At 71.0% G+C, this 23,226-nt stretch carries 17 protein-coding genes; 12 read left to right on the top strand and 5 right to left on the bottom strand.

Annotated elements, in window-relative coordinates; translation table 11 throughout:
- Positions 1-44: 44 nt before the first annotated feature.
- From FS769_RS10575 to sufB, 3 genes are read right to left on the bottom strand one after another with little or no spacing between them, the layout of a single operon-like run.
- Positions 45-374, bottom strand: a complete 330-nt coding sequence (locus FS769_RS10575; protein ID WP_144833227.1) for a non-heme iron oxygenase ferredoxin subunit — start codon at positions 372-374, stop codon at positions 45-47.
- Entirely contained in the window at positions 371-1,561 is a 1,191-nt protein-coding gene (gene sufD / locus FS769_RS10570) for a Fe-S cluster assembly protein SufD (protein WP_144833225.1), read from the bottom strand. Before sufD ends, FS769_RS10575 begins: the two co-directional genes overlap by 4 nt.
- Positions 1,562-2,980 carry a Fe-S cluster assembly protein SufB gene (sufB, locus tag FS769_RS10565; RefSeq protein WP_144833223.1) on the bottom strand — a complete coding sequence of 473 codons (1,419 nt, stop codon included), beginning with the start codon at positions 2,978-2,980 and terminating at the stop codon, positions 1,562-1,564.
- A 249-nt stretch (positions 2,981-3,229) separates the two neighbouring features.
- Between sufB and FS769_RS10560 the strand changes: the two genes are divergently transcribed.
- Complete coding sequence (locus tag FS769_RS10560) at positions 3,230-4,231, top strand: heme A synthase (protein WP_144833220.1); 1,002 nt, start codon at positions 3,230-3,232, stop codon at positions 4,229-4,231.
- Between the two features lie 237 nt (positions 4,232-4,468).
- A complete protein-coding gene (locus tag FS769_RS10555) occupies positions 4,469-4,960 on the top strand; it encodes a dinucleotide-utilizing enzyme (protein WP_144833218.1) in 492 nt (163 codons plus the stop codon).
- A gap of 238 nt (positions 4,961-5,198) precedes the next feature.
- Here FS769_RS10555 and FS769_RS10550 read toward each other — a convergent pair whose 3' ends face one another.
- Positions 5,199-6,125: a heme o synthase gene (locus tag FS769_RS10550; protein ID WP_144833216.1), complete on the bottom strand. Its 927-nt coding sequence runs from the start codon at positions 6,123-6,125 to the stop codon at positions 5,199-5,201.
- Positions 6,126-6,354: 229 nt separating this feature from the next.
- On the opposite strand from FS769_RS10550, the gene tkt reads away from it, so the two are divergent.
- The 7 genes from tkt to FS769_RS10515 all read left to right on the top strand — a co-directional run bounded on the left by tkt (position 6,355) and on the right by FS769_RS10515 (position 17,180).
- Positions 6,355-8,454, top strand: a complete 2,100-nt coding sequence (gene tkt, locus FS769_RS10545; RefSeq protein WP_144833214.1) for a transketolase — start codon at positions 6,355-6,357, stop codon at positions 8,452-8,454.
- Between the two features lie 19 nt (positions 8,455-8,473).
- Positions 8,474-9,595 carry a transaldolase gene (tal, locus tag FS769_RS10540; RefSeq protein ID WP_144833212.1) on the top strand — a complete coding sequence of 374 codons (1,122 nt, stop codon included), beginning with the start codon at positions 8,474-8,476 and terminating at the stop codon, positions 9,593-9,595.
- Entirely contained in the window at positions 9,592-11,217 is a 1,626-nt protein-coding gene (locus FS769_RS10535) for a glucose-6-phosphate isomerase (protein ID WP_144833210.1), read from the top strand. The genes tal and FS769_RS10535 overlap by 4 nt, the downstream gene beginning before the upstream one ends.
- A gap of 2 nt (positions 11,218-11,219) precedes the next feature.
- Positions 11,220-12,770, top strand: a complete 1,551-nt coding sequence (zwf, locus tag FS769_RS10530) for a glucose-6-phosphate dehydrogenase (RefSeq protein WP_144833208.1) — start codon at positions 11,220-11,222, stop codon at positions 12,768-12,770.
- Positions 12,767-13,714: a glucose-6-phosphate dehydrogenase assembly protein OpcA gene (locus tag FS769_RS10525; RefSeq protein ID WP_144833206.1), complete on the top strand. Its 948-nt coding sequence runs from the start codon at positions 12,767-12,769 to the stop codon at positions 13,712-13,714. Before zwf ends, FS769_RS10525 begins: the two co-directional genes overlap by 4 nt.
- The gene (pgl, locus tag FS769_RS10520) at positions 13,711-14,502 is read left to right on the top strand and encodes a 6-phosphogluconolactonase (protein ID WP_144833204.1); all 792 of its coding nucleotides are present in this window, start codon (positions 13,711-13,713) and stop codon (positions 14,500-14,502) included. Before FS769_RS10525 ends, pgl begins: the two co-directional genes overlap by 4 nt.
- 149 nt (positions 14,503-14,651) lie before the next feature.
- The gene (locus tag FS769_RS10515; RefSeq protein ID WP_144833202.1) at positions 14,652-17,180 is read left to right on the top strand and encodes a LuxR family transcriptional regulator; all 2,529 of its coding nucleotides are present in this window, start codon (positions 14,652-14,654) and stop codon (positions 17,178-17,180) included.
- Positions 17,181-17,305: 125 nt separating this feature from the next.
- Here the strand turns inward: FS769_RS10515 and FS769_RS10510 are convergent, their stop codons facing one another.
- Positions 17,306-18,628, bottom strand: coding sequence for a glycosyltransferase family 2 protein (locus tag FS769_RS10510; RefSeq protein ID WP_186325514.1), 1,323 nt, complete (start codon positions 18,626-18,628; stop codon positions 17,306-17,308).
- Between the two features lie 375 nt (positions 18,629-19,003).
- Here FS769_RS10510 and FS769_RS10505 point away from each other — a divergent pair, with 375 nt between their 5' ends.
- Genes FS769_RS10505 through glmS form a run of 3 tightly spaced genes read left to right on the top strand, consistent with a single transcriptional unit; the run spans position 19,004 to position 23,222 of the window.
- Positions 19,004-20,353: a nucleotide sugar dehydrogenase gene (locus tag FS769_RS10505; protein WP_144833198.1), complete on the top strand. Its 1,350-nt coding sequence runs from the start codon at positions 19,004-19,006 to the stop codon at positions 20,351-20,353.
- Positions 20,354-20,391: 38 nt separating this feature from the next.
- Positions 20,392-21,414, top strand: coding sequence for an NAD(P)-dependent oxidoreductase (locus FS769_RS10500; protein ID WP_144833196.1), 1,023 nt, complete (start codon positions 20,392-20,394; stop codon positions 21,412-21,414).
- Positions 21,414-23,222, top strand: coding sequence for a glutamine--fructose-6-phosphate transaminase (isomerizing) (glmS, locus tag FS769_RS10495; RefSeq protein ID WP_144833194.1), 1,809 nt, complete (start codon positions 21,414-21,416; stop codon positions 23,220-23,222). Before FS769_RS10500 ends, glmS begins: the two co-directional genes overlap by 1 nt.
- Positions 23,223-23,226: the final 4 nt, after the last annotated feature.

The raw sequence follows: 23,226 nt of genomic DNA, 5'->3' as shown, positions 1-23,226 counted from the left end.
TTACTCGTAAGTCTTCAGGTCGTGGGCGTTGTCGTGAGCGGCGCTCAGGCCGTCGCCTTGGTGACGGCGGGATCGATGAGCACGTCGTCTCCGTCGATCACGACCTCGTACACGGGGACCGGCTCGTAGGCCGGGAGGTTCAGGGGGCGACCGGTCTTCAGCGAGAACGCCGAGCCGTGCGCCCAGCACTCCAGCGTCTCGCCCTCGACGAAGCCGTCCGACAGCGAGATGTCGCCGTGGGTGCAGACGTCGCCAATCGCGTGGACCTCGCCGTTGCCGTCGAGCACGACGGCCATGGCGACGCCGTCGATCTCGACGCGGCGGGCTTCGTCCTGCACGAGCTCACTCAGGGCGCAGGCGCGCGAGGCGCTCACGCGGCGGCCCCTTCGGCCAGCTCGTGCTCGATGGCCTCGATGAGCTCGGTCTCGAGCTCGGGGATGCCGATGCGCTGCACGATTTCGGTGAGGAAGCCGAGCACGACGAGGCGACGGGCCTCGTCTTCGGTGATGCCTCGAGCCTGCAGGTAGAACAGCTGCTCGTCGTCGAAGCGACCCGTGGCGCTGGCGTGGCCGGCGCCCTGGATGTCGCCGGTCTCGATCTCGAGGTTCGGGATCGAGTCGGCGCGGGCGCCGTCGGTGAGCACGAGGTTGCGGTTGGCCTCGTACGAGTCGGTGCCCGTGGCATCCGGTCCGATGAGCACGTCGCCGATCCAGACGCTGCGCGCGCTCTGGCCCTGCAGCGCACCCTTGTAGAGCACGTCGCCGACGGTGTGCGGACCCTTGTGGTGCAGGTAGACCTGCGACTCGAGGTGCTGACCGGCGTCGGCGAACGACAGGCCGTACAGACGCCCCTCGGCGCCGGGGCCCGAGAGCTCGACCGACGGGTTCACGCGCACGACGCCGCCGCCGAAGCTCACCACGACGTGCGTGAGCTTGGCGTCGCGGTCGACGCGGGCCTGGTGCGATGCCGCGTGCACGGCATCGTCGTTCCAGCGCTGCACCGACACGACCGTGAGGTCGGCACCGTCGCGCACGATGATCTCGACGTTCTGGGCGTGGTCGGCCGTGCCCTCGTGACGCAGCACCACGGTGCCGCGCGAATTGGGCTGCGCGTCGATCACGACGTGGGCGTGCGCGAGGCCGCCCGTGCCGGTCAGGCGCACCACGACGGGCTCGTCGAGCTCGACGCTCGCGGGGATCCGCAGCAGCGGAGCCTCGGTCTCGTGGGTCCAGGCGAGGGCCGCGGGCAGGTCTTCGGGGCGGAAGTGCTCACCGCGCGGCGCGTCGCCGGCCGCGAGGCGCAGCTGCTCCACGGCATCCGGCGCCTGCACGTCGACGGTGATGACGCCGGTGGGGCCGGCCTCGTCGACGAACAGCGGAGCCAGGCGCGCGATCGGGCTGAGCTTCCAGTTGACCTCGCGCCCCGTGGGGGTGCCGAAGTCGGCCGGGTCGAACGAGGTCAGACGCTCCGAGCGCGTCTGCACCGGAACGACGGATGCCACGAGGGCTGCCGGGTCGATGTGACCCTCGGCGGCTGCGGGAGTTTCGGTCGCAGTCGTCATTTAGCCTACGGATCCTTCCATGCCCATTTCGATGAGCTTGTTGAGTTCGAGCGCGTACTCCATGGGGAGCTCCCGCGCGATGGGCTCGATGAACCCGCGAACGATCATGGCCATGGCCTCGTCTTCGGGCATGCCGCGCGACTGCAGGTAGAACAGCTGCTCTTCGCTGACCTTCGAGACCGTGGCCTCGTGACCGAGCTGCACGTCATCGACGCGGATGTCGATCGCGGGGTACGTGTCGCTGCGCGAGATCGAGTCGACCAGCAGCGCATCGCAGCGCACGGTGTTGGCGGAGTGGTGCGCGTTGGCGTCCACCCGCACCTCGCCTCGGTATCCGGCACGACCGCCACCGCGGGCGATCGACTTCGAGACGATCGACGACTGCGTGTACGGCGCCATGTGGATCATCTTCGCGCCGGCGTCCTGGTGCTGACCGGGACCGGCGAAGGCCACCGAGAGGGTCTCGCCCTTGGCGTGCTCGCCCATCAGGTAGATGGAGGGGTACTTCATCGTCACCTTGGAGCCGATGTTGCCGTCGACCCATTCCATGGTCGCGCCCTCGTGGGCGACGGCACGCTTGGTGACGAGGTTGTACACGTTGTTCGACCAGTTCTGGATCGTCGTGTAGCGAACGCGGGCGTTCTTCTTCACGATGATCTCGACCACGGCCGAGTGCAGCGAGTCGCTCTTGTAGATCGGAGCGGTGCAGCCTTCGATGTAGTGGACGTAGCTGTCCTCGTCGGCGATGATCAGCGTCCGCTCGAACTGACCCATGTTCTCGGTGTTGATGCGGAAGTACGCCTGCAGCGGGATCTCGACGTGCACGCCCTTGGGGACGTAGACGAACGAGCCGCCCGACCAGACGGCCGTGTTCAGCGCCGCGAACTTGTTGTCACCGGCGGGGATGACGGTGCCGAAGTACTCCTCGAAGAACTCGGGGTGCTCGCGCAGAGCGGTGTCGGTGTCCATGAAGATGACACCCTGCTGCTCGAGGTCTTCGCGGATCTGGTGGTAGACCACCTCGGACTCGTACTGCGCGGCGACGCCGGCGACGAGGCGCTGGCGCTCGGCCTCGGGGATGCCCAGCTTCTCGTAGGTGTTGCGGATCTCTTCCGGGAGGTCTTCCCAGGTCTGCGCCTGCTTCTCGGTCGAGCGCACGAAGTACTTGATGTTGTCGAAGTCGATCTCCGACAGATCGGCACCCCACGTGGGCATGGGCTTCTTGCCGAAGAGCTGGTAGCCCTTGAGACGCGTCTTGAGCATCCATTCGGGCTCGGACTTCAGGGCCGAGATGCCGCGCACGACGTCTTCGTTGATGCCGCGCTGGGCGAGGGCACCCGCCGCGTCGGTGTCGTGCCAGCCGAACTCGTATTGCCCCAGGCTTTCGAGCTCTGGTCGGTCGATGAGGACATCGGACATGGTGATCACTCTCCTTCTCGGGCCACAACGGTGTCATCCGCCCCGACATTCCGGACTCCGGTCGAAGTCCCAGGAATGTCGCTGGTGGGCCCGCTCGAAGGCGCTGGCTGCGCGCCTAGACTGTCGTGGGTGCGGTTCGCGCGAGCGCTGCACCCGGACCCTTCGATTCTACAGGCAACACCCGCTCCCGGCATGGCACCCCCGCTCTCCCGACGGCCCGGAGCACTTCGACGCCAGGAAGCCGTACGCATGCCCTCCGCCTCGTCCCCCACCGCTTCGACCGACGCCGCCGCGTCCCGCGTGCCGGCCCCTCTGCGCCGCTTCGTCGCGTGGCTGCCGACCGAAGTCGACGCCCGCGTGCGCGTCTTCGCGTGGCTGTCGTTCGTGGCCGAGGTGCTCATCATCGGCACCGGCGGCGCGGTGCGTCTGACGGGGTCGGGCCTGGGCTGCCCCACGTGGCCGCGCTGCACCCCCGACTCCCTCGTCAACACCCCCGAGATGGGCATCCACGGCATCATCGAGTTCGGCAACCGCACCCTGACCGGGCTCGTCGGCATCCTGGCCCTCGCCGTCGTCGTGCTGGTGTGGCGCATGCGTCACGAGCGCCGGGTGCTGTTCGTGCTCTCGCTCATCGTGCTCGTCGGGATCGTCGCGCAGGCGGTCGTGGGCGGCATCACGGTGCTCACCGGCCTGAACCCCTTCATCGTCGGCTTCCACTACATCGCCTCGGTGTCGATCGTGGCGGTGTGCGCGGCATTCCTCGTCTTCATGAACCAGCCGGCCGGCCCCCGCGCCCTCGCCGTGCCGCGCGGCTTCGCCGCCCTCGTGCACGCCGCCACCGGCGTGCTCGCCCTCACGATCGTGTTCGGCGTGCTCACCACCGGCGCCGGCCCCCACTCCGGAGACGCCGCCGCGGGCCGCAACGGCTTCGACGCCGAGGTGCTCGAGCACGTGCACTCGTGGCCCGGATACGCCCTGTTCGTGCTGACGCTCGCGATCGTCGTGCTCGCCTGGCGCCTGCGCCTCGACGTCCGCCGCTGGGCCGTCGCGCTGCTGGCCGTCGAGCTCGTGCAGATCGCCGTCGGGCTGTACCAGGCCCGCAACGGCCTGCCCGAGATCGCCGTGGGCACCCACATGGTGCTCGCGGCCCTCGCCGCCGCGACGATGACCGTCGTCGTACTGCGCCTGAAGCGCCCCGCCGTCGTCGAGGCGCCCGCCGCGCGTCGCTCCACGGCATCCGCCCGCAGCTGACGCTCTCGAACCGCACGGGCGGGGCGTTCCGGATGCCGGGAACCCGGCCCATCGCGAAACGTTACCCGGGCGCACCGACCCTTATACGCTCATAGGCCATTCATCGGCGACCCCTATCTCGCGCACCGACGGGTGGGTCATGGTTGACCGTGGCACTTCGGTGTCCGCCGTCCCGTCGTCCCCCGCTTCGGGACCCGTACCCGACACCCCCTGTCGGAACGACAAGGAGTACTCCCCATGAAGACCCGTCCCCGCTTGGTGACCAGCATCCCGTTCTGGGTGCTCGTCGTCGCATCCCTGGCCGCCGTCGCCGGCGGACTCGCGATCGTCCTGAACGGGATCGACGCGATGGAGCAGGTGCTCAACGATCCCAACGCCACGGTCGTGCAGGTCTACGTCGGCCAGTCGTGGGTCGTCGTGGGCGCCGCGGTGCTCGGCGCCGGCGCGATCGGCATCGCTCTGGCGCTGGCGCTCGGTGCTGCCGCAACGCTGACCCGTCGCCCCGACGTCGCAATCGAGACCATCGACTGGAACAGCGACGACGAGACCGTCGCCGAGAGCGCTGCCCCCGTCGCTCCGTTCGCCCCGGCCACCACCGCCACCCCCCTCGCGGTGGAGGACGCCGACATCGAGACCCCCTCGACCGCGACCGCTCCCCCGCAGGCCGCCGCCGCAGCGAACCACGACGCCCCCAAGCTCGACACGGGAGACGACGCCGCGCGTCGCTGATCCCGCGAGACCGAGAACGCCCGCTCCCCTCCTGGGGGCGGGCGTTCTCGCGCGTGGGCGGGGCTCAGGGCGAGCGGCGCGGGCGGGCGGGCGGGTGGAGCAGGTCCAAGGGGCGGATGCCGCGGAGTCGGGTCACGCACACTGCGGAGCCGGGCCACGCCTCGCGGCCCCTCGAGCTCACGGCATCCGGAAACGCGAACGCCCGCCCCGCGAACGGGACGGGCGTCGACGGGACGGATCAGAAGGGCAGCAGCGGGTCGACCGCGATGGCCACGAACAGCAGCGTCAGGTAGGTGATCGAGGCGTGGAACACGCGCATCGGCCGCGGCTCGCCCCCGCGCACGGCGCGGGAGTAGAGGCGGTGCGACTCGTAGATGAACCAGCCGCCGAAGACGAGGGCCGAGACGGTGTACACCAGGCCCATCGGCGCGACGGGGATGAGCAGCAGCGAGCACGCGACAGTCGCCCACGCGTACAGGATGACCTGCAGGCCGACCTGCGAGCCGCTGCGCGTGGCGCCGAGCATCGGCACGTCGACCTCGTCATACTGGGCCGCGTACTTCATCGACAGCGGCCAGTAGTGCGGCGGCGTCCACAGGAACACCAGCGCGAACAGGATGAACGGCACGAGCGACAGTGAACCGGTGACCGCCGACCAGCCGATCAGCACCGGGAAGCAGCCCGCGATGCCGCCCCACACGATGTTCTGCTCGGTGCGGCGCTTGAGGATCATCGTGTAGATCACGACGTAGAAGAAGATCGCGGTCGCCGACAGGGCGGCGGCGAGCAGGTTGGTGAAGGCCCACAACCAGATCGTCGAGACCGCCGCGAGCGTCCACGCGAACGTCAGCGCGCCGCGCGGCGAGACCTCGCCCGTGACGAGGGGGCGGTTGACCGTGCGCTGCATGTGCGCGTCGATGTCGCGGTCGAGGTACATGTTGAACGCCGCGGCCGAGCCCGCACTGAGGGAGCCGCCGATGACCGTGGCGAAGATGAGCCACAGGTTGGGCAAACCCTGCTGCGCGAGGATCATCACCGGCACGGTGGTGACCAGCAGAAGCTCGAGGACGCGGGGCTTCGTCAGAGCGACGTAGGCCCGGAGAGTGCGTCCGACGGAGCGGCGATCGGTCGTCGCAATGACGTGCGACGTCGTCGAGATGTCCATCGTCCCCCGGGGTAAGCGCGTATAGAACCTCAATGATTCTAAGCCATCCCCACCACAGGTCCGGCCGCCTGTCGACCCCCGTCACAGACGGCAACCGCGACGGGCGATCTCGCTATGCTGGCCAGTGAACGCGCGCCCCGCGCCGACACCCCACCCCACTCCCACTCCTACGGTGGTGAGCGCGACGTCGGATCGTGAACCGGGCGCAGTATCGAGAAAGGCGACCCTGTTGTCGGACTTCGAATGGGATGACATCGATCGGCGCGCGGTGGACACCGCACGCATCCTGGCGGCGGACGCCGTCGAGAAGGTGGGCAACGGCCACCCGGGGACGGCCATGTCGCTGGCCCCCGCCGCCTACCTGCTCTACCAGCGGGTGCTGCGCCACGACCCGGCCGACACGCACTGGCCCGGCCGCGACCGCTTCATCCTCTCCGCCGGACACTCCTCGCTCACGCAGTACGTGCAGCTCTACCTCGGCGGCTTCGGCCTCGAGAAGAAGGACCTCGAGGAGCTGCGCACCTGGGGCTCCTTGACCCCCGGCCACCCCGAGTACGGCCACACCGACGGCGTCGAGATCACGACCGGACCGCTCGGCCAGGGCCTGGCCTCGTCCGTCGGCTTCGCCTACGCCGCCCGCTACGAGCGCGGCCTCTTCGACGCCGAGACCCCCGCCGGCGAGAGCCCGTTCGACCACTTCGTCTACGTGATCGCCGGTGACGGCGACCTCCAGGAGGGCGTGACCAGCGAGGCCTCCTCGCTCGCCGGCCACCAGGAGCTCGGCAACCTCATCGCGATCTACGACTCCAACCAGATCTCGATCGAAGACGACACCAACGTCGCCTTCACCGAAGACGTCCAGAAGCGCTACGAGGCCTACGGCTGGCACGTGCAGACGGTCGACTGGAAGAAGACCGGCCAGTACGTCGAAGACGTCGCCGAACTGCACTCCGCGATCGAGGCCGCGAAGGGCGAGACCAGCAAGCCCTCCCTCATCATCCTCAAGACGATCATCGGCTGGCCCTCGCCCGGCAAGCAGAACTCCGGCAAGATCCACGGCTCCGCCCTCGGCGCCGACGAGCTGGAGGCCACGAAGGAGGTGCTCGGCTTCGACCCCGAGCAGCACTTCGCCGTCGCCGACGACGTTCTCTCGCACACGCGCCAGCTCGTCGAGCGCGGCGAGGCCGAGAAGGCCGCCTGGCAGGAGAAGTTCGACGCGTGGGCCGAGGCCCACCCCGAGCGCAAGCAGCTGTGGGACCGTCTGCAGGCCCGCGAGCTGCCCGGCGACATCGCCGACGCGCTGCCCGCCTTCGAGGCCGGCAAAGACGTCTCGACGCGTGCCGCCAGCGGCACGGTGATCAACGCCCTCGCCGCCGAGCTCCCCGAGCTCTGGGGCGGTTCGGCCGACCTCGCCGAGTCGAACCTCACCACGATCAAGGATGCCAAGTCGTTCATCCCCTCGTCGTGGTCGACGCACGAGTGGTCGGGCGACCCCTACGGCCGCGTGCTGCACTTCGGCATCCGCGAGCACGCCATGGGCGCGATCCTCAACGGCATCGTGCTGCACGGTCCCACGCGTCCGTTCGGCGGCACCTTCCTCATCTTCAGCGACTACATGCGCCCGCCGGTGCGTCTGGCCGCCCTGATGAACATCCCCACGATCTTCGTCTGGACGCACGACTCCGTCGCCCTCGGTGAGGACGGCCCCACGCACCAGCCGATCGAGCAGCTCGCGACCCTCCGCGCCATCCCGAACTTCGCCCTCGTGCGTCCGGCGGATGCCAACGAGACCTCGGTCGTGTGGCTCGAGATGCTGCGTCGCACCGCCGGCCCTGCCGGCATCGCCCTCACCCGCCAGAACATCCCCGTCTTCGCCCGCGGCGAGGGCGAGGCGTCCGGCGACGAGTTCGCCTCCGCGGCGAACGCCGTCAAGGGTGCGTACGTGCTGGCCGAGGCCGCGAACGGCGAGCCCGATGTGATCCTCATCGCCACCGGCTCCGAGGTGCAGCTGGCCGTCGAGGCCCGCGAGAAGCTCGCCGCCGAGGGCGTGCACGCCCGCGTCGTGTCGGCTCCCTCGCTCGAGTGGTTCGCCGAGCAGGACGAGGCCTACCGCGAGTCGGTGCTGCCGTCGTCGGTGAAGGCGCGCGTGTCGGTCGAGGCCGGCTCCGCCCTGAGCTGGGCGGGCATCGTCGGTGACGCCGGCCGCTCGGTCGCGATCGACCACTTCGGTGCGTCGGCCGACTACAAGACCCTGTTCCAGAAGTTCGGCATCACCACCGAGCACGTCGTCGAGGCCGCGCGCGAGTCGCTGGCCGCCGCGAAGAAGTAATCAGAGGAGAACCAGAATCATGAGCACTCCCACCGCCGACCTCGCCGCCCAGGGCGTCAGCATCTGGCTCGACGACCTGTCGCGTCAGCGCATCCAGTCCGGCAACCTCGCCGAGCTCATCCAGTCGCGCAACGTCTCGGGTGTCACCACGAACCCGACCATCTTCGCCGGCGCCCTCTCGAAGGGCGAGGCGTACGAGGGTCAGGTCAAGGAGCTCGCGGCCGCCGACGCCAGCGTCGACGAGGCGATCTTCTCGATCACCACCGACGACGTGCGCGACGCGTGCGACATCTTCACCCCGGTCTTCGACGCAACCAACGGCGTCGACGGTCGCGTGTCGATCGAGGTCTCCCCCGACCTCGCCCACGACACCGAGGGCACCGTCGCGCAGGCGAAGGACCTCTCGGCCCGCGTCGACCGCAAGAACGTGCTGATCAAGATCCCCGCGACCAAGGCGGGCCTGCCCGCCATCACCGAGGTCGTCGGCGCCGGCATCTCGGTCAACGTCACGCTCATCTTCAGCCTCGAGCGCTACGAAGAGGTCATCGACGCCTACCTCGCCGGTGTCGAGAAGGCGCAGGCCGCCGGCCACGACATCTCGACCCTGCAGTCGGTGGCGTCGTTCTTCGTGTCGCGCGTCGACACCGAGATCGACAAGCGTCTGGCCGCCATCGGCACCGACGAAGCAGCCGCGCTCAAGGGCAAGGCCGGCATCGCCAACGCGCGCCTGGCGTACGAGCTGTACGAGAAGAAGTTCTCGGAAGACCGCGCCAAGAAGTTGCTGGATGCCGGCGCCACGGTGCAGCGTCCGCTCTGGGCCTCGACCGGCGTCAAAGACCCGGCGCTGCCCGACACGCTCTACGTCACCGAGCTCGTCGCCCCCGGCACCGTGAACACGATGCCGGAGAAGACGCTCGAGGCCACCTTCGACCATGGCGTGATCGAGGGCGACACCGTGACCGGTGCCTACGCCGACGCGCACGACGTGTTCGACCGCCTGGCCGCGGCCGGCGTCGACGTCGCCGACGCGACGCAGGTGCTCGAAGACGAGGGTGTCGAGAAGTTCATCGCCTCGTGGCACGAGCTGCAGGACACCGTCAAGACCGCTCTGCAGGCCGGAAGCGCCCAGGCCGCGAAGTGAGCTTCGCCGTCAAGGTCACCGGCCACGTCAAGTCGGTCGTCGACGCCGAGCTGCCGGGACTCACCGGCTCGCTCATCGCGTCGGGGATCACGGCGTCCGACCCCACGCTGTGGGGCACGGCCGCCGAAGACGAGGCGTCGCGTCGGTTGGGGTGGGTGCGGGCGGTCACCGTCTCGCGCCCCCTCGTGCCCGAGATCACGGCCCTGCGCGACGAGCTCGTCGCGCAGGGCGTGACCCGCGTCGTGCTGGCGGGCATGGGCGGATCCTCGCTCGCCCCCGAGGTCATCGCGCAGTCGGCCGGTGTGCCGCTCGTCATCCTCGACTCGACCGCTCCGGGCCAGGTGCTCGCCGCGATCGACGGCGATGCCGAGTCCGGCGGGCTCGAGAAGACCGTGCTCGTCGTGTCGAGCAAGTCGGGCTCGACCATCGAGACCGACTCCGCGAAGCGTGCGTTCGAGGCCGCCTTCCGCGACCTCGGCATCGACCCGGTGCAGCGCATCGTCGTGGTCACCGACCCCGGTTCGCCGCTCGAGCAGTCGGCTCGCGCCGACGGCTACCGCGTCTTCACCGCCGACCCCACGGTCGGCGGTCGCTACTCCGCGCTCACCGCCTTCGGCCTCGTGCCGGCCGGCCTCGCCGGAGTCGACATCGACGACCTGCTCGACGAGGCGGACGCCACGCTGCTCGAGGTCGCGATCGACTCCCCCGAGAACCCGGCGCTCGTGCTGGCCGCGGCCATCGCGGGTGGCGGAGAGCTGCGCCGCGACAAGCTCGGCCTCGTCACCGACGGCAGCCACCTGATCGGCCTGCCCGACTGGATCGAGCAGCTGATCGCCGAGTCCACCGGCAAACAGGGCACCGGCATCCTGCCCGTCGTCCTGCTCCCGGTCTCGCCCGAGCTCGAGTCGACGCCCGACGACCTGCAGGTCGTGCGCTTCGTCGACGACGCGGACGCCTTCCACCTGTTCGACCGCCACACCGGCGAGGTGCTCGTGAGCGGCTCGCTCGGTGCGCAGTTCGTCGTGTGGGAGTACGCCACCGCGATCGCCGGTCGCCTGCTCGGGATCGACCCCTTCGACCAGCCCGACGTCGAATCGGCGAAGGAGGCGACGCGCGGTCTGCTCGACGCGCAGCCCGCCCCCACCGCCCCGGCGTTCGTCGTCGACGGCGTCGAGGTGCGCGTGTCCGACCCGGCCCTGGCCGCCGACGGCACCATCGCGGGCGTGCTCGACGCGCTCTGGCGCACGGTGCCCGCAGACGGCTACGTCAGCGTGCAGGCGTACGTGAACCGACTCGACCTCGCGCAGCTCGCGGGGTTGCGCGAACTCGTCGCCGCCGACTCCGGCCGGCCGACGACCTTCGGGTGGGGACCGCGCTTCCTGCACTCCACCGGGCAGTACCACAAGGGCGGACCCGCCAACGGCGTGTTCCTCCAGATCATCGAACGCACCGACGTCGACCTCGAGATCCCGGGGCGACCGTTCACGTTCGGACAACTCATCCAGGCACAGGCCGCGGGCGACGCGAGCGTGTTGGCGGAGGGCCACGGCCGTCCCGTCGTCACGCTGACGCTGACCGACCCGCAGGTCGAAGTCCTCTCACTCTTCGAGGCGGCACAGTAAGCATGGTCGTAGAGATCACACCGGGTCACAATCCCCTCCGCGATCCCGAGGATCGCCGACTGAACCGGATCGCCGGGCCCAGCGCCCTCGTGATCTTCGGCGTCACCGGCGACCTCTCGCGCAAGAAGCTCATGCCGGCGGTCTACGACCTCGCCAACCGCGGCCTGCTCCCTCCCGGCTTCGCGCTCGTGGGCTTCGCCCGCCGCGACTGGGAGGACCAGGACTTCGCGAAGGTCGTGTACGAGTCGGTCAAGCAGCACGCGCGCACGGAGTTCCGCGAGGAGACGTGGAAGGAGCTCCTCGAGGGCATCCGCTTCGTGCAGGGCGAGTTCGACGACCCCGAGGCGTTCGCGCGCCTGCGCGAGACCGTCGACAAGCTCGACGTCGAGCGCGGCACCATGGGCAACCACGCCTACTACCTGTCGATCCCGCCGAAGGCCTTCCCCCTCGTCACCACGCAGCTGAAGGCGTCGGGACTCGTGGGCGACAAGGCCGACGGCGTCAACGGCTGGCGACGCGTCGTCATCGAGAAGCCGTTCGGTCACGACCTGGCATCCGCTCGCGAGTTGAACGAGGTCGTCGAGAGCGCGTTCCCCGCCGACTCGATCTTCCGCATCGACCACTACCTCGGCAAAGAGACGGTGCAGAACATCCTCGCGCTGCGCTTCGCGAACGAGCTGTACGAGCCGATCTGGAACCGCAACTACGTCGACCACGTGCAGATCACCATGGCCGAGGACATCGGCGTGGGCGGTCGCGCCGGGTACTACGACGGCATCGGTGCGGCGCGCGACGTCATCCAGAACCACCTCCTGCAGCTGCTCGCGTTGACCGCGATGGAGGAGCCGATCAGCTTCAACGCCGCCGACCTGCGCGCCGAGAAGGAAAAGGTCCTCGCGGCGGTGCGCCTGCCCGAGAACCTCGCCGAGGCCACCGCCCGCGGGCAGTACGCCGGCGGATGGCAGGGCGGAGAGAAGGTGCTCGGCTTCCTCGAAGACGACGGGATGAACCCCGACTCGGTCACCGAGACGTACGCGGCCATCAAGCTCGAGATCAACACGCGCCGCTGGTCGGGCGTTCCGTTCTACGTGCGCAGCGGAAAGCGGCTCGGACGACGCGTGACCGAGGTCGCCGTGGTGTTCAAGCGCGCTCCCCAGCAGCTGTTCTCGCACAGCCAGACGCAGGAGCTCGGTCAGAACGCCCTGGTCATCCGCGTGCAGCCCGACGAGGGCGTCACGATCCGCTTCGGCTCGAAGGTCCCCGGCGACGGCACGCAGGTGCGCGACGTCACCATGGACTTCGGCTACGGGCACGCCTTCACCGAGGCGAGCCCCGAGGCCTATGAGCGCCTCATCCTCGACGTGCTGCTCGGCGACCCGCCGCTGTTCCCGCGTCACGAGGAGGTCGAGCTCAGCTGGAAGATCCTCGATCCCATCGAGGAGTTCTGGGCCGCTCAGGGCGGTCCGCTCGAACAGTATTCGCCCGGGTCGTGGGGGCCGGCATCCGCCGACGAACTCCTCGCCCGCGACGGCCGCACCTGGAGGCGCCCGTGATCATCGATCTGCCCGACACCACCGTCAGCGCGATCTCGAAGAGTCTCGTCAGCGTGCGCGAAGAGGGCGGCGCCGTCGCCCTCGGTCGCGTGCTGACGCTCATCATCGTCACGCACCACGGCGCTGAAGAAGAGGTCATCGCCGCCGCGAACGACGCCTCGCGCGAGCACCCCATGCGGGTGATCGCGGTCTCCCTCGGCGACAGCGACGAGGAGCCGCGTCTCGACGCGCAGATCCGCGTGGGCGGCGACGCCGGCGCGAGCGAGGTCGTGGTGCTGCGCGCGCACGGCCCCGCGGGATCGAATGCCGAGAGCCTCGTGACCGGACTCCTCCTGCCCGACGCCCCCGTCGTGGCGTGGTGGCCCGCCGAGGCTCCCGAGACCCCGTCGACCTCCGCGATCGGTCGCATCGCGCAGCGTCGCATCACGGATGCCTCGTCGCAGGCCGATCCGGCGGCGTGGGTCGCGCAGCTCGGCGAGCACTACGCGCCCGGCGACACCGACTTCTCGTGGACCCGCGTGACGCGCTGGCGCGAACAGCTGGCCGCGGTCCTCGACCAGCCGCCGTTCGAGCCGGTCACCGCGATCGAGGTGCGCGGTGCGGCGGATTCCCCGTCGACCGCCCTGCTGGCGGCCTGGCTCGGCATGAAGCTCGACGCGCCCGTCGACTACGCCTACCTGCCCGCCGACGAGTGGGCCAGCGGCATCAAGTCGGTGCGCCTCACCCGTCCGAGCGGCGACACGCTCCTCGAGCGGCCCGAGTCCGGTGTCGCGGTGCTCACGCAGCCCGGTCAGCCCACGCACGATCTGGCGTTCCCGCGCCGCACGCTGCGCGAGTGCCTCGCCGAAGAACTGCGCCGCCTCGACCCCGACCTGCTGTACGGGCGGGTCATCACCGAGGGTCACGACCTGCTCCTCGCCGCGAGCGAGCGGAGTGCATCGTGACCGAGAACGGCGCCGTCAAGCAGGTCATCATCAAGGCGGACGCCGACGCCCTGGCATCGTACGTCGCGACGCGGTTCATGAACCGCGTCGTCAAGCGCGTCGCCGAAGGCAAGCGCATGCACGTCTGCCTCACCGGCGGCACGATGGGCGGAGCCGTGCTGCACACCGCGGCGAAGGACGAGCGGGTCGGCGAGATCGACTGGTCGCTCGTGCACTTCTGGTTCGGTGACGAGCGGTTCGTGCCGCGCGACTCCGACGACCGCAACGAGAAGCAGGCCCGCGAGGCGTTCCTCGACCACCTCGACATCCCGGCCGAGAACATCCACGTCGTCGCCTCGACCGACGACGGGCTCGACCTCGATGCCGCCGCGATCGCCTACGCCGACGAGCTCGCGCAGTTCGCCCCCTCGGACCGCAGCGAGACCGGCCCCTGGCCGTCGTTCGACATCTGCTTCCTGGGCGTGGGTCCCGATGCGCACATCGCGTCGCTGTTCCCCGACCGGCCGGAGATCTCGGTCACCGACCGCGCAACCGTGCCGGTGCGCAACTCCCCCAAGCCGCCGAGCGACCGCGTCTCGCTGACGCGGCCGGTCATCAACTCGTCGAAGCGCGTCTGGATGGTCGTGGCGGGAGCCGACAAGGCCGCCGCCCTCGGTCTCGCCCTCGCGGGCGCGAGCTACCAGAGCGTCCCGGCCGCCGGGGCGAAGGGCCGCCGACGCACGGCGTTCTTCGTCGACGAGGTCGCCGCCGATCAGGTGCCCCCGCAGCTCATCGACCGCGAGTACTGAGCCTCGACCCTTCTGCAGAGACCGGATGCCATGGCATCCGGTCTCTGCTTCTTGCTCGGTGTACTCGCGGCTGACGTCTCTTGTCGTGGGCGGCCCGTGCTCGTACGATTCGGGTGGGGGGCATCCTGATTCGCGCGAGGAGCGTTCGGATGCCATTTGTTGGACGTGAGCGAGAAGTACGGGTCGCGTCGGACCTGGTCGGGTCGGGCAGTGGATCCGCGGGCCTGTTCGTCGGCGAGAGCGGGTCGGGCAAGACGGCCCTGGCACGTGAGCTCGCCGCTCGACACGGGGCCGTGCTGGTTACCGTCAGCCCGAACGAGCGCATGTGGCCGCTGTCGGGCCTCACCGCGGTGGCCGCCGCCCTCGACGACGGACGCCGGGCGGCTGTCGACGGCGTGCTGGCTCGCGGTCGCGACTGGCCCGAGCACCTCATCGCCGAGGAAGTCAGCCGCACCCTGCACCTCGTGCGCGGCGGAGCGTGCGTCGTGGTGATCGACGACCTCGACGACATGGACAGCGCGAGCATCACGGTGCTGTCGTACGTGTTCGGGCGCCTCCGCGGCACGGGCGTGAGCGTGCTGGCCACGAGCGGGACCCTGGAGGAGCGCCACGACTTCGCGGGCATGATGCAGACGCGCGTCCGTCGGCTGTCGTTCGACGAATCGGTGGATCTCGCCCGCTCCGCTCTCGGCGACGCCTCGGCACCCGCCGTGCTGCGCATCGTCGCCGAGCTGTCGGCGGGTGATCCGGGCGTGCTCGCGGGACTCCGCCTGAGCGCCGCGGAGGCGACCGGCGACGAGCCGCTGAACGTGCCGCTGCGCCTGCGCGATCAGGCCCCCAGCCGCCGGCAGCGGCGCGAGGTCCGGGCGTTGGATCCGCGGTGGGGCGAGCTTCTCGACCTGCTCGCGGTCGGACCGGTGTACGGCACCGATCGTCTGCGGCGCGCAGCGCGTGAGAGCGGCGCTGACGTCGACGACCTCGTGGAGGAGGGACTCGTCGTCGTCCGCGGCCAGCTCGCCCGCATCGCCGACCCGGCGCGCCGCCTGCGCCGCCACGCCGGCCTCGGAGCCGACGACCGGCGGCGCCTGCACGCGCGCGCAGCCGACGACCACGCGGGGGCGTACCCCGCCATCCGCGGGTGGCACGGCAGCTTCCTCGAGCCGCACGCCGACCGCGAGCCCCTCCTCGCGGGAGCCGTCCTGCTGGCCCACGAGGGCGAGGCGATGGCGGCCGTCGAGTTCGCCGAGCGGGCGCTGGCCGGTGACATCGACGAGGCCCTGCGTTCGAGGCGTCTCGTCGACCTCGGCGAGGCCCTCGTGTTCGGCGGGCACGACGAGCTGGGCCAGCACTACCTGCGCCGCGCCGGGGCGAGTTCAGACCCCGACACGCGCGCCCGCGGGGCGATGGCGCGGCTGCGCGCGCTCTCGGTGGTCGACCACGTCGTCGACGACAGCGTCCTGACGCACGTCGCACCCGGCGTCGGCGCCGAGGCCGCGGCATCCGAGAGACTCCTCTGCGAGAGCGCGGCCCTGCACCTGCACCGCGGAGAGGTGCACCTGGCCGCCGAGCGCATCTCGACCGCCGTGGAGATCGGCGTCGCCTCCACCCGCACGGCGCTGCTGGCGCACATGACGCGCGAGTTGGGCGGCCACTGCCCGGAGGTGTCCCCCGTGCACCTCATCGAGGCGGGCGAATCCCCCGCCGACGAGGCGATCCTCACCGCCGGCGTGCAGCTGCTGCGCGAGGATTACGCGTCGGCGCGACAGACGATCCGCGCCCAGCTCGACCGCCGGCCGCGGCTCGCTCCGCTGTGGCGCGAGCACCTCCTGCGTCAGCTGGTCACCGCCGAGGTGCGCGCCGGCGACCCGACCGCCGCGCGCGAGGCGGTCACGGCCTGGCAGCACGAATGGCTGCCCGGTCGTCGGCCCGACGCGGCGAGCACGCTCATCCTCGCCGCGGCGGCGCTGCTGGAGACTCCACCCTCGCGTACCGCCGAGCTCGTCCGCCAGGGACGCGAGCGTGCGCGTCGCGAGCGCGCGACGGCGCTGCTGCCGTGGTTCTGCGCCATCGACGGACTGCTCGCCCTCCGAGAGGGACGACCCGCGGATGCCGTCGACCAGCTCCGCACCGCGCAGGCGACGGCCCCCGACGCCGACCCCGCCGTCATGCGCATCGCCGCCGATCTCGTCGAGGCCCTGTGGCTCGCCGGACGCCGCGCCGAGGCCCTGCACGAACTCGACCGCCTCGAGCGGCTCGCCGCCGCCTCTCCCCGGCGGTGGACGCAGCTCGCGCTCGCCCGCGCCCGCGCCGTGTGCCGCTCGGCGCACGAGGGGGCCGCCGCGTTCTCCGAGGTCGCCGCCCTCTTCCGGCCCGACGACGCCCCCTTCGAGCGCGAGAACCTGCGTCTCGCGCGGCTGCGCTGCCTGCCCGACGACCCCACGGGCGCGATCCGCGCCCTCACCCCGGCGTCCGAGGGGTCGCTCGACACCGGCGCGCTCTCGCCGAACGAACAGGACATCGTCGCTCTCGTGGAGCGCGGCCTGCGCAATCGCGAGATCGCCGCAGCCCTGTACATCTCGCTGCGCACCGTCGAACTGCGCCTGACCGGGATCTACCGCAAGCTCGGGATCACCTCGCGCGTGCAGCTGATCGCGCACTTGCACGGCGCGGTGGGCTGAGCGGGAGGTTCTGCACCCTCGAGGTCACCTCGCGTGCACGCACGGGCGGTCGCGCGCGTGGACGGAGCGTCGGGCTGAGCGCTGGCTCCCGCATGCGGGAATCACCGCACCTGCACGGCTCGGAATCACCTCGCGTGTGCAGCCGATCGCGCATCTGCGCGGAGCGCGAGCCGCGCCGTCGCCGCCGGGACCGCGGCGGGGCGTCGGTCGGGACTGCGCCAGCGACCGTCGGAAGGTCGCCCGAGCGCCGCGGTGAGCGCGCGCAGGCACAGGGCCGCGTCCCAGACCCGCATGAGCGGGTACAGCAGCATCGCCACGCGCGGCCGCGTTCCCGACACCAGGCAGACGAAGGCGCTCATCGTGAGGTCGACGAGCAGGAACCCCAGCAGCAGCGGTCCCACCGGCAGCACGGCGGCGACCTCGGCGGCCGTGGCGGCGACTTCCCCGCTACCGAGCGCGCCCACCAGCGCCGCCGCGGTCGCGACGAGCAGCACCGGCAGCACGGCCACGAGTACGAGACTCGACACGACCGTCTCGAGGGCGAAGAGACCGACCGAAGCCCAGAAGACCCCGCGGTGAGGACCGTGCCGGCGCACCGTCTGCCAGAAGCCGAGGCTCCACCGCCGCACCTGCGATGAATAGTCGCGCAGCACGCCGGGATCCTGGGTCTCGGCGATCGCGCACTCCGGGTGGAAGGCGATGCGTCCGAGCTTCTTGGCGTGCACCTCGAAGGTCATGTTGAAGTCCTCGATCGACAACCCGGGCGCGTCGATGTCGATGCGGTCGAGCACATCCGTGCGGTACAGGCTCGCGAAGCCGGGCACGATCGCCACGGCATCCGCCCCCTGCGCCGCTTGGCCGAACTTGTGCAGGTACTGCGTGCACACGTAGGTGCGCTCGCGGTACGCGGTGAGGAAGCGCCCCATGCGCGTGGCAGGGGCCTCCGTCGACGTCGTCGCCCGCCCCGCGACGGCCACGACGCCGTCGTCGGTGAACTGCGGCAGGGCCGTGCGCAGGTAGTCGGGGCGTGGGCGGGAGTCGGCGTCGAGCAGCAGCAGCAGGGCGAAGCGCTCGGCGATGCGGAAGTGCTTGAGTCCGGCGCGGATCGCCCCGGCCTTGCCGCGGTTGGGCCGCAAGTCCCACGCCACGGCCCCCGCGTCGCGCGCGCGGGCGACGGTGGCATCGCTCGAGCCGTCGGAGACGACGAAGACGTTCCCCTCCGGCACCAGTCGACGGGCCGCGAGCACGGCGTCGGCGATGACGAGTTCCTCGTTGTGCGCGGCGATGAGCACGGCGACGTCGGCGGGGCGGTAGTACATCGACGGCGCCAGCAGGCTCGCGGCGGGCCGACGCTCGGCGACGAGCCGGCAGAGTGCCGCCAGGCCCCAGACGAGCGTGGACACGCCCACCGTGCAGACGGCGACGAGCACGACGAGAGCGGAGGTCATGGCATCCCACCTCTTCGGGTCTTCGGGGCGAGGGTTTCGGGTCGCGGTTTCGGGTCGCGGGGCGGCGGCGGCATCCGGATCGCGTGTACGAGACGAGCGAGCGGATGCCGTGTCGAGCCCGACCGTACGCGAGCAGGGCCCCGCTGCGACCGCGTCGGCCCGCAGTCGCTGTTGCGGTTTCCCGCATATCCGGTTGCGGTCCGCGGGACCCCGCATGATCGCCCCGGGTTCCTTGACCCGCCCGTGCCCGGCGCAGCACTGTGAACCGCGGATCAGCTCCGATACCACCTCGCCAGCTGACGCACCACCCGATTCGTCCGAGGGGGCGCCGCATTTCCCCCGCCGTCCTCTCGGACCCGCTGTTGGAGGATGAAGATGTCCACGATCGACGTCCGCGCTGACGAACTCGCCCCGTCTCAGCCGCGTACTCACGACACCGCCCCGCTCACCCCGCCCTCGCCGGCGTTCGACTTCGACGTCGCGATCGTGGGGCTCGGCTACGTCGGACTCCCGACGGCCCTGGCCTACCACGCCAGCGGCTCGCGGGTCCTGGCGCTCGACGTCTCGCCCCGCCGGCTGCGCACCATCGCCGCGCGCGGCGCCGACCTCATCGACACCGACCGCGAACGCCTCGACACGGCGCTACGGACGCCCGCGGCGTTCCGCCTCACCAGCGACACGGCCGAGCTCTCGCGGGCCGCCGCCATCATCGTGTGCGTACCGACTCCGGTCGACCACCAGCAGGTCCCCGACCTCGCCCCGCTGCGGGCGGCATGCGCCACCGTCGTCGCCGCCGCCCGCCCCGGTCAGCTCGTCATGCTCACCTCGACCACCTACGTCGGCTGCACGCACGACCTCGTCGAGGCTCCCCTGCGCGAGCGCGGGTTCGAGATCGGCCGCGACGTGTTCGTCACCTTCAGCGCCGAGCGCATCGACCCCGGCAACATCGGCTTCGCGCAAGAGGTCGTCCCCCGCGTCGTGGGCGGCGCCACCCCGCAGTGCGAGGAGGAGGGCGCGCGCCTGCTCGCCCGCTACGCCGCGCGGGTGCACCGGGTGTCGAGCCTGGCCACCGCCGAGATGACGAAGCTGCTCGAGAACACCTTCCGCGCCGTCAACATCGCCCTCGCCAACGAGTTCGCCGACATCTGCGGAGCACTCGACGTGCCCGTCACCGAGGTGATCGAGGCCGCGAGCACCAAGCCCTACGGCTTCATGGCGTTCTACCCCGGTCCCGGGGTCGGCGGGCACTGCATCCCGTGCGATCCGCACTACCTGCTCTGGCAGCTCAAGGCGCTGCACGTCGACGCGGGGGTCATCACCGAGGCGATGACGCGCATCGCCGCACGCCCGCGCCGGGTGGTCGACCGCATCCGCGACGTGCTGGGTCGCGCCGGCAAGGGCACGCTCGGCGCCCGCGTGCTCGTCGTCGGCGTCACCTACAAGCCCGACGTCGCCGACCTGCGCGAGTCCCCCGCCCTCGAGATCATCGACCACCTCATCGACGTCGGCGCCGAGGTGCAGTACGTCGACACGCACGCCCCGCACATCCACCTCGATTCCGGTCGCGAGCGCGACTCGCTGCCCGATCCGGCGGCGTTCCACCCCGACATCGTGCTCGTGCACACCCGCCACCACGACGCCGACCTGGCGTGGCTCGACGGCGACGCGGTCGTCGTCGACGGCACTTACCGCAGCTCCGACATCGCCGGGCGGGTGCTCCTGTGAGCGGCGTTCCGGTCTACCCCGCATCCGGAGGATCGCACATGAAGACACTCGTCACCGGCGGCGCCGGCTTCGTCGGCAGCCACCTCGTCGAACACCTGCTCGATCGCGGCGACGAGGTCGTCGTGCTCGACGACCTGTCCACTGGGTCGGCGCGCAACCTCGCGGGGGTGGCCCACGACCCGCGGCTCGAGATGATCCACGGCTCGATCCTCAACGCCAAGACCGTCGACACCGCCATCCGCGGCTGCGATCGCGTGTTCCACCTGGCCGCTGCGGTGGGCGTCAAGCTCATCGTCGAGCAGCCGTTGCGGGGCCTGCGCATCAACATCCACGGCACCGAGAACGTGCTGACCGCCGCGATCGAGCATCAGGCCTCGGTCCTTCTGGTGTCCACGAGCGAGGTCTACGGCAAGAACACCGCCGACCGACTGCGCGAGGACTCCGACCGCATCCTCGGCGACCCGCTGCTGTCGCGCTGGACCTATGCCGGAGCCAAGGGCATCGACGAGGCGTTCGCGAAGGCGTACTGCGACCAGGAGGGTCTCGACGTCGCGATCGTGCGCCTGTTCAACACCGTCGGTCCGCGCCAGACCGGGCGCTACGGCATGGTGCTGCCCAACCTCGTGGGCCAGGCGCTGCGCGGGCACCCGCTGACGGTGTTCGGCGACGGCCTGCAGACGCGGTGCTTCTCGGCCGTCGAAGACGTCGTCCCTGCGATGGTGCAGATCGAGCGCGACCCGCGGGCGCGTGGGCAGGCCTACAACCTCGGCGGGGCGCGCGAGATCTCGATCCTCGATCTGGCGCGCGAGATCATCGAAACCCTCGACAGTCGCAGCGAGATCGCGCTCGTGCCCTACGAGCAGGCCTACGCCGCCGGGTTCGAAGACATGCGCCGGCGGGTGCCCGACAACACCAAGGCCCACGACCTGGTGGGCTACGAGCCGCACACCTCCCTCACCTCGACGATCATGCGCGTCGCCGCCGATCTGCTCGCCCGCGAGAGGCTGGGGTCGGATGCCATGCCCCTGGCCGGCGCCGGGACGTTCCGGGGCGTGGTCTGATGTGCGGCATCACCGCGTACCGCGGCCCGTCCGCCGCCGCGTCGCGGGCGCGCGCTGCTCTCGAGCGGCTCGAGTATCGCGGCTACGACTCGGCCGGCGTCGCCGCACGTCACCCCGACGGGACCCGCGTGCACCTGCGCACGCTCGACGGCGTCGCGGCGCTCGCGGAGCCAGTGGGCGAGAGGGCGGCGGATGCCACGACCGCGGCGATCGGCCACACCCGCTGGGCCACGCACGGTGGGGTGACCGAGTCGAACGCCCATCCGATCGAGGACTGCGGCGGGCAGCTGTTCATCGTGCACAACGGCATCGTCGAGAACGCCGACGTGCTGCGGGCCCACCTGATCGCGGCGGGGCACCGCTTCGCCAGCGAGGTCGACAGCGAGGTCATCGTGCACCTCGTCGAGCAGGCCCACCGCCCGGGTGTCGGCCTCGGCGACGCGCTCGCCGACGCGGTCACGCGTCTCGAGGGAACGTGGGCCGTCGTCGCCCTCGACACCCGCACGGGCGCTCTGGCCGCGACCGCGCACGGCTCTCCCCTCGTGTTCGCCGAGGGCGACGAGGGCGCGTACTTCGCGAGCGACGTCGGGGCGATCACGCCGGTCGTGTCGGCCTTCCGCGTGCTCGAAGACGACGACGTCGTCGAGGTGTCGGCCGAGGGCATGCGGTGGCATCGCGCGGGCGGCAGCTGTCGTCCGCGGGGCCTCTGGCCCGTGCCGAAGACGGCCCTGCTGTCGACCAAGGGGCGTCACCGCGACCACATGGGCAACGAGATCGACGAGCAGCCGCTGGTCGCCCAGCGCGTGGTCGACGCCCTCGCCCCCGCGATCACCGACGGACTGCTGTGGCGCGGGCTCGGCCTGCCGCCCCTCGACGAGATCGACCGCGTCGCCATCATCGGCTGCGGCACCTCGCTGCACGCGGGGCGCGCGATCGCGGGCGTCTTCTCGCGCGTCGGCGGTCTGCCCACGCGCGCCCTCGTCGCCAGCGAGGCCGCGCACGAGGTGTGGGAGCCCCGCACGCTGGTGATCGCCATCAGTCAGTCCGGAGAGACCGCCGACGTGCTGCGGGCCCTGCAAGGGCTTCCTGCCGAGCACGGCACGGTGCTGGCCCTCACCAACAACCCCTCGTCGTCCCTCGCCCGGCGCGCCGACGCCGTGATCGACTGCCTCGCCGGTCCCGAGATCGGGGTCGCGGCGACGAAGACCTTCGTCGCGCAGGTGCTCACGGGTGTCTGCGTCGCGCTGTCGGGGCTGACCGTCTCGCATCGGGCGGATGCCACCCTGCTCGACGCCGACGTCCGTGCCCTCACCGCGACCCCCGAGGCGCTGTCGACGGCGCGCGACACGTGGCGGGGCCCTGCCGCGACCCTCGCGGCCGAGTTCGCCCGGGCGTCGGGCTTCCTCTTCCTCGGCCGCGGCGCCGGACTCGTCTACGCCGCGGAGGGCGCGCTCAAGCTGAAGGAACTGTCGTACCGCTGGGCCGAGCACCAGCCGGCGGGTGAGCTCAAGCACGGGCCGTTGGCCCTGGTGGATGCCGGCACTCCGGTGTTCGTCGTCGACGACGGCGACCCGCGCCTCGAGGTCGACATCGCCGAGGTGACCGCACGCGGGGGCCGCGTCATCCGGCTCGGTGAACGCATCCTCCGCGTGGGCGGACTCCCCCTCCACCTCCCCCGCACCGGGCCGTCGTGGGGGCCGCTCGAGACCGTCGTGCCCCTGCAGATGTTCGCCCGAGAGCTCGCCCTGCGCCTGCATCGCGACGTCGACAAGCCCCGCAACCTGGCCAAGTCGGTGACGGTGTCCTGAGCTT

It is taken from the genome of Microbacterium sp. BH-3-3-3, from assembly GCF_007679045.1.
GTDB classification, from domain to species: Bacteria; Actinomycetota; Actinomycetes; order Actinomycetales; family Microbacteriaceae; genus Microbacterium; species Microbacterium algihabitans.
The sequence above is the reverse complement of the archived record's forward strand: the minus strand, read 5'-3'. Positions and strand labels throughout refer to the sequence as shown.

What these genes read in the sequence shown, in the direction of transcription:
- sufD (WP_144833225.1), bottom strand. Translation starts at nt 1,561, where the DNA reads ATGACGACTGCGACCGAAACTCCCGCAGCCGCCGAGGGTCACATCGAC.
- sufB (WP_144833223.1), bottom strand. Translation starts at nt 2,980, where the DNA reads ATGTCCGATGTCCTCATCGACCGACCAGAGCTCGAAAGCCTGGGGCAA.
- FS769_RS10560 (WP_144833220.1), top strand. Translation starts at nt 3,230, where the DNA reads ATGCCCTCCGCCTCGTCCCCCACCGCTTCGACCGACGCCGCCGCGTCC.
- FS769_RS10555 (WP_144833218.1), top strand. Translation starts at nt 4,469, where the DNA reads ATGAAGACCCGTCCCCGCTTGGTGACCAGCATCCCGTTCTGGGTGCTC.
- FS769_RS10550 (WP_144833216.1), bottom strand. Translation starts at nt 6,125, where the DNA reads ATGGACATCTCGACGACGTCGCACGTCATTGCGACGACCGATCGCCGC.
- tal (WP_144833212.1), top strand. Translation starts at nt 8,474, where the DNA reads ATGAGCACTCCCACCGCCGACCTCGCCGCCCAGGGCGTCAGCATCTGG.
- zwf (WP_144833208.1), top strand. Translation starts at nt 11,220, where the DNA reads ATGGTCGTAGAGATCACACCGGGTCACAATCCCCTCCGCGATCCCGAG.
- FS769_RS10515 (WP_144833202.1), top strand. Translation starts at nt 14,652, where the DNA reads ATGCCATTTGTTGGACGTGAGCGAGAAGTACGGGTCGCGTCGGACCTG.
- FS769_RS10510 (WP_186325514.1), bottom strand. Translation starts at nt 18,628, where the DNA reads ATGACCTCCGCTCTCGTCGTGCTCGTCGCCGTCTGCACGGTGGGCGTG.
- FS769_RS10505 (WP_144833198.1), top strand. Translation starts at nt 19,004, where the DNA reads ATGTCCACGATCGACGTCCGCGCTGACGAACTCGCCCCGTCTCAGCCG.
- FS769_RS10500 (WP_144833196.1), top strand. Translation starts at nt 20,392, where the DNA reads ATGAAGACACTCGTCACCGGCGGCGCCGGCTTCGTCGGCAGCCACCTC.
- glmS (WP_144833194.1), top strand. Translation starts at nt 21,414, where the DNA reads ATGTGCGGCATCACCGCGTACCGCGGCCCGTCCGCCGCCGCGTCGCGG.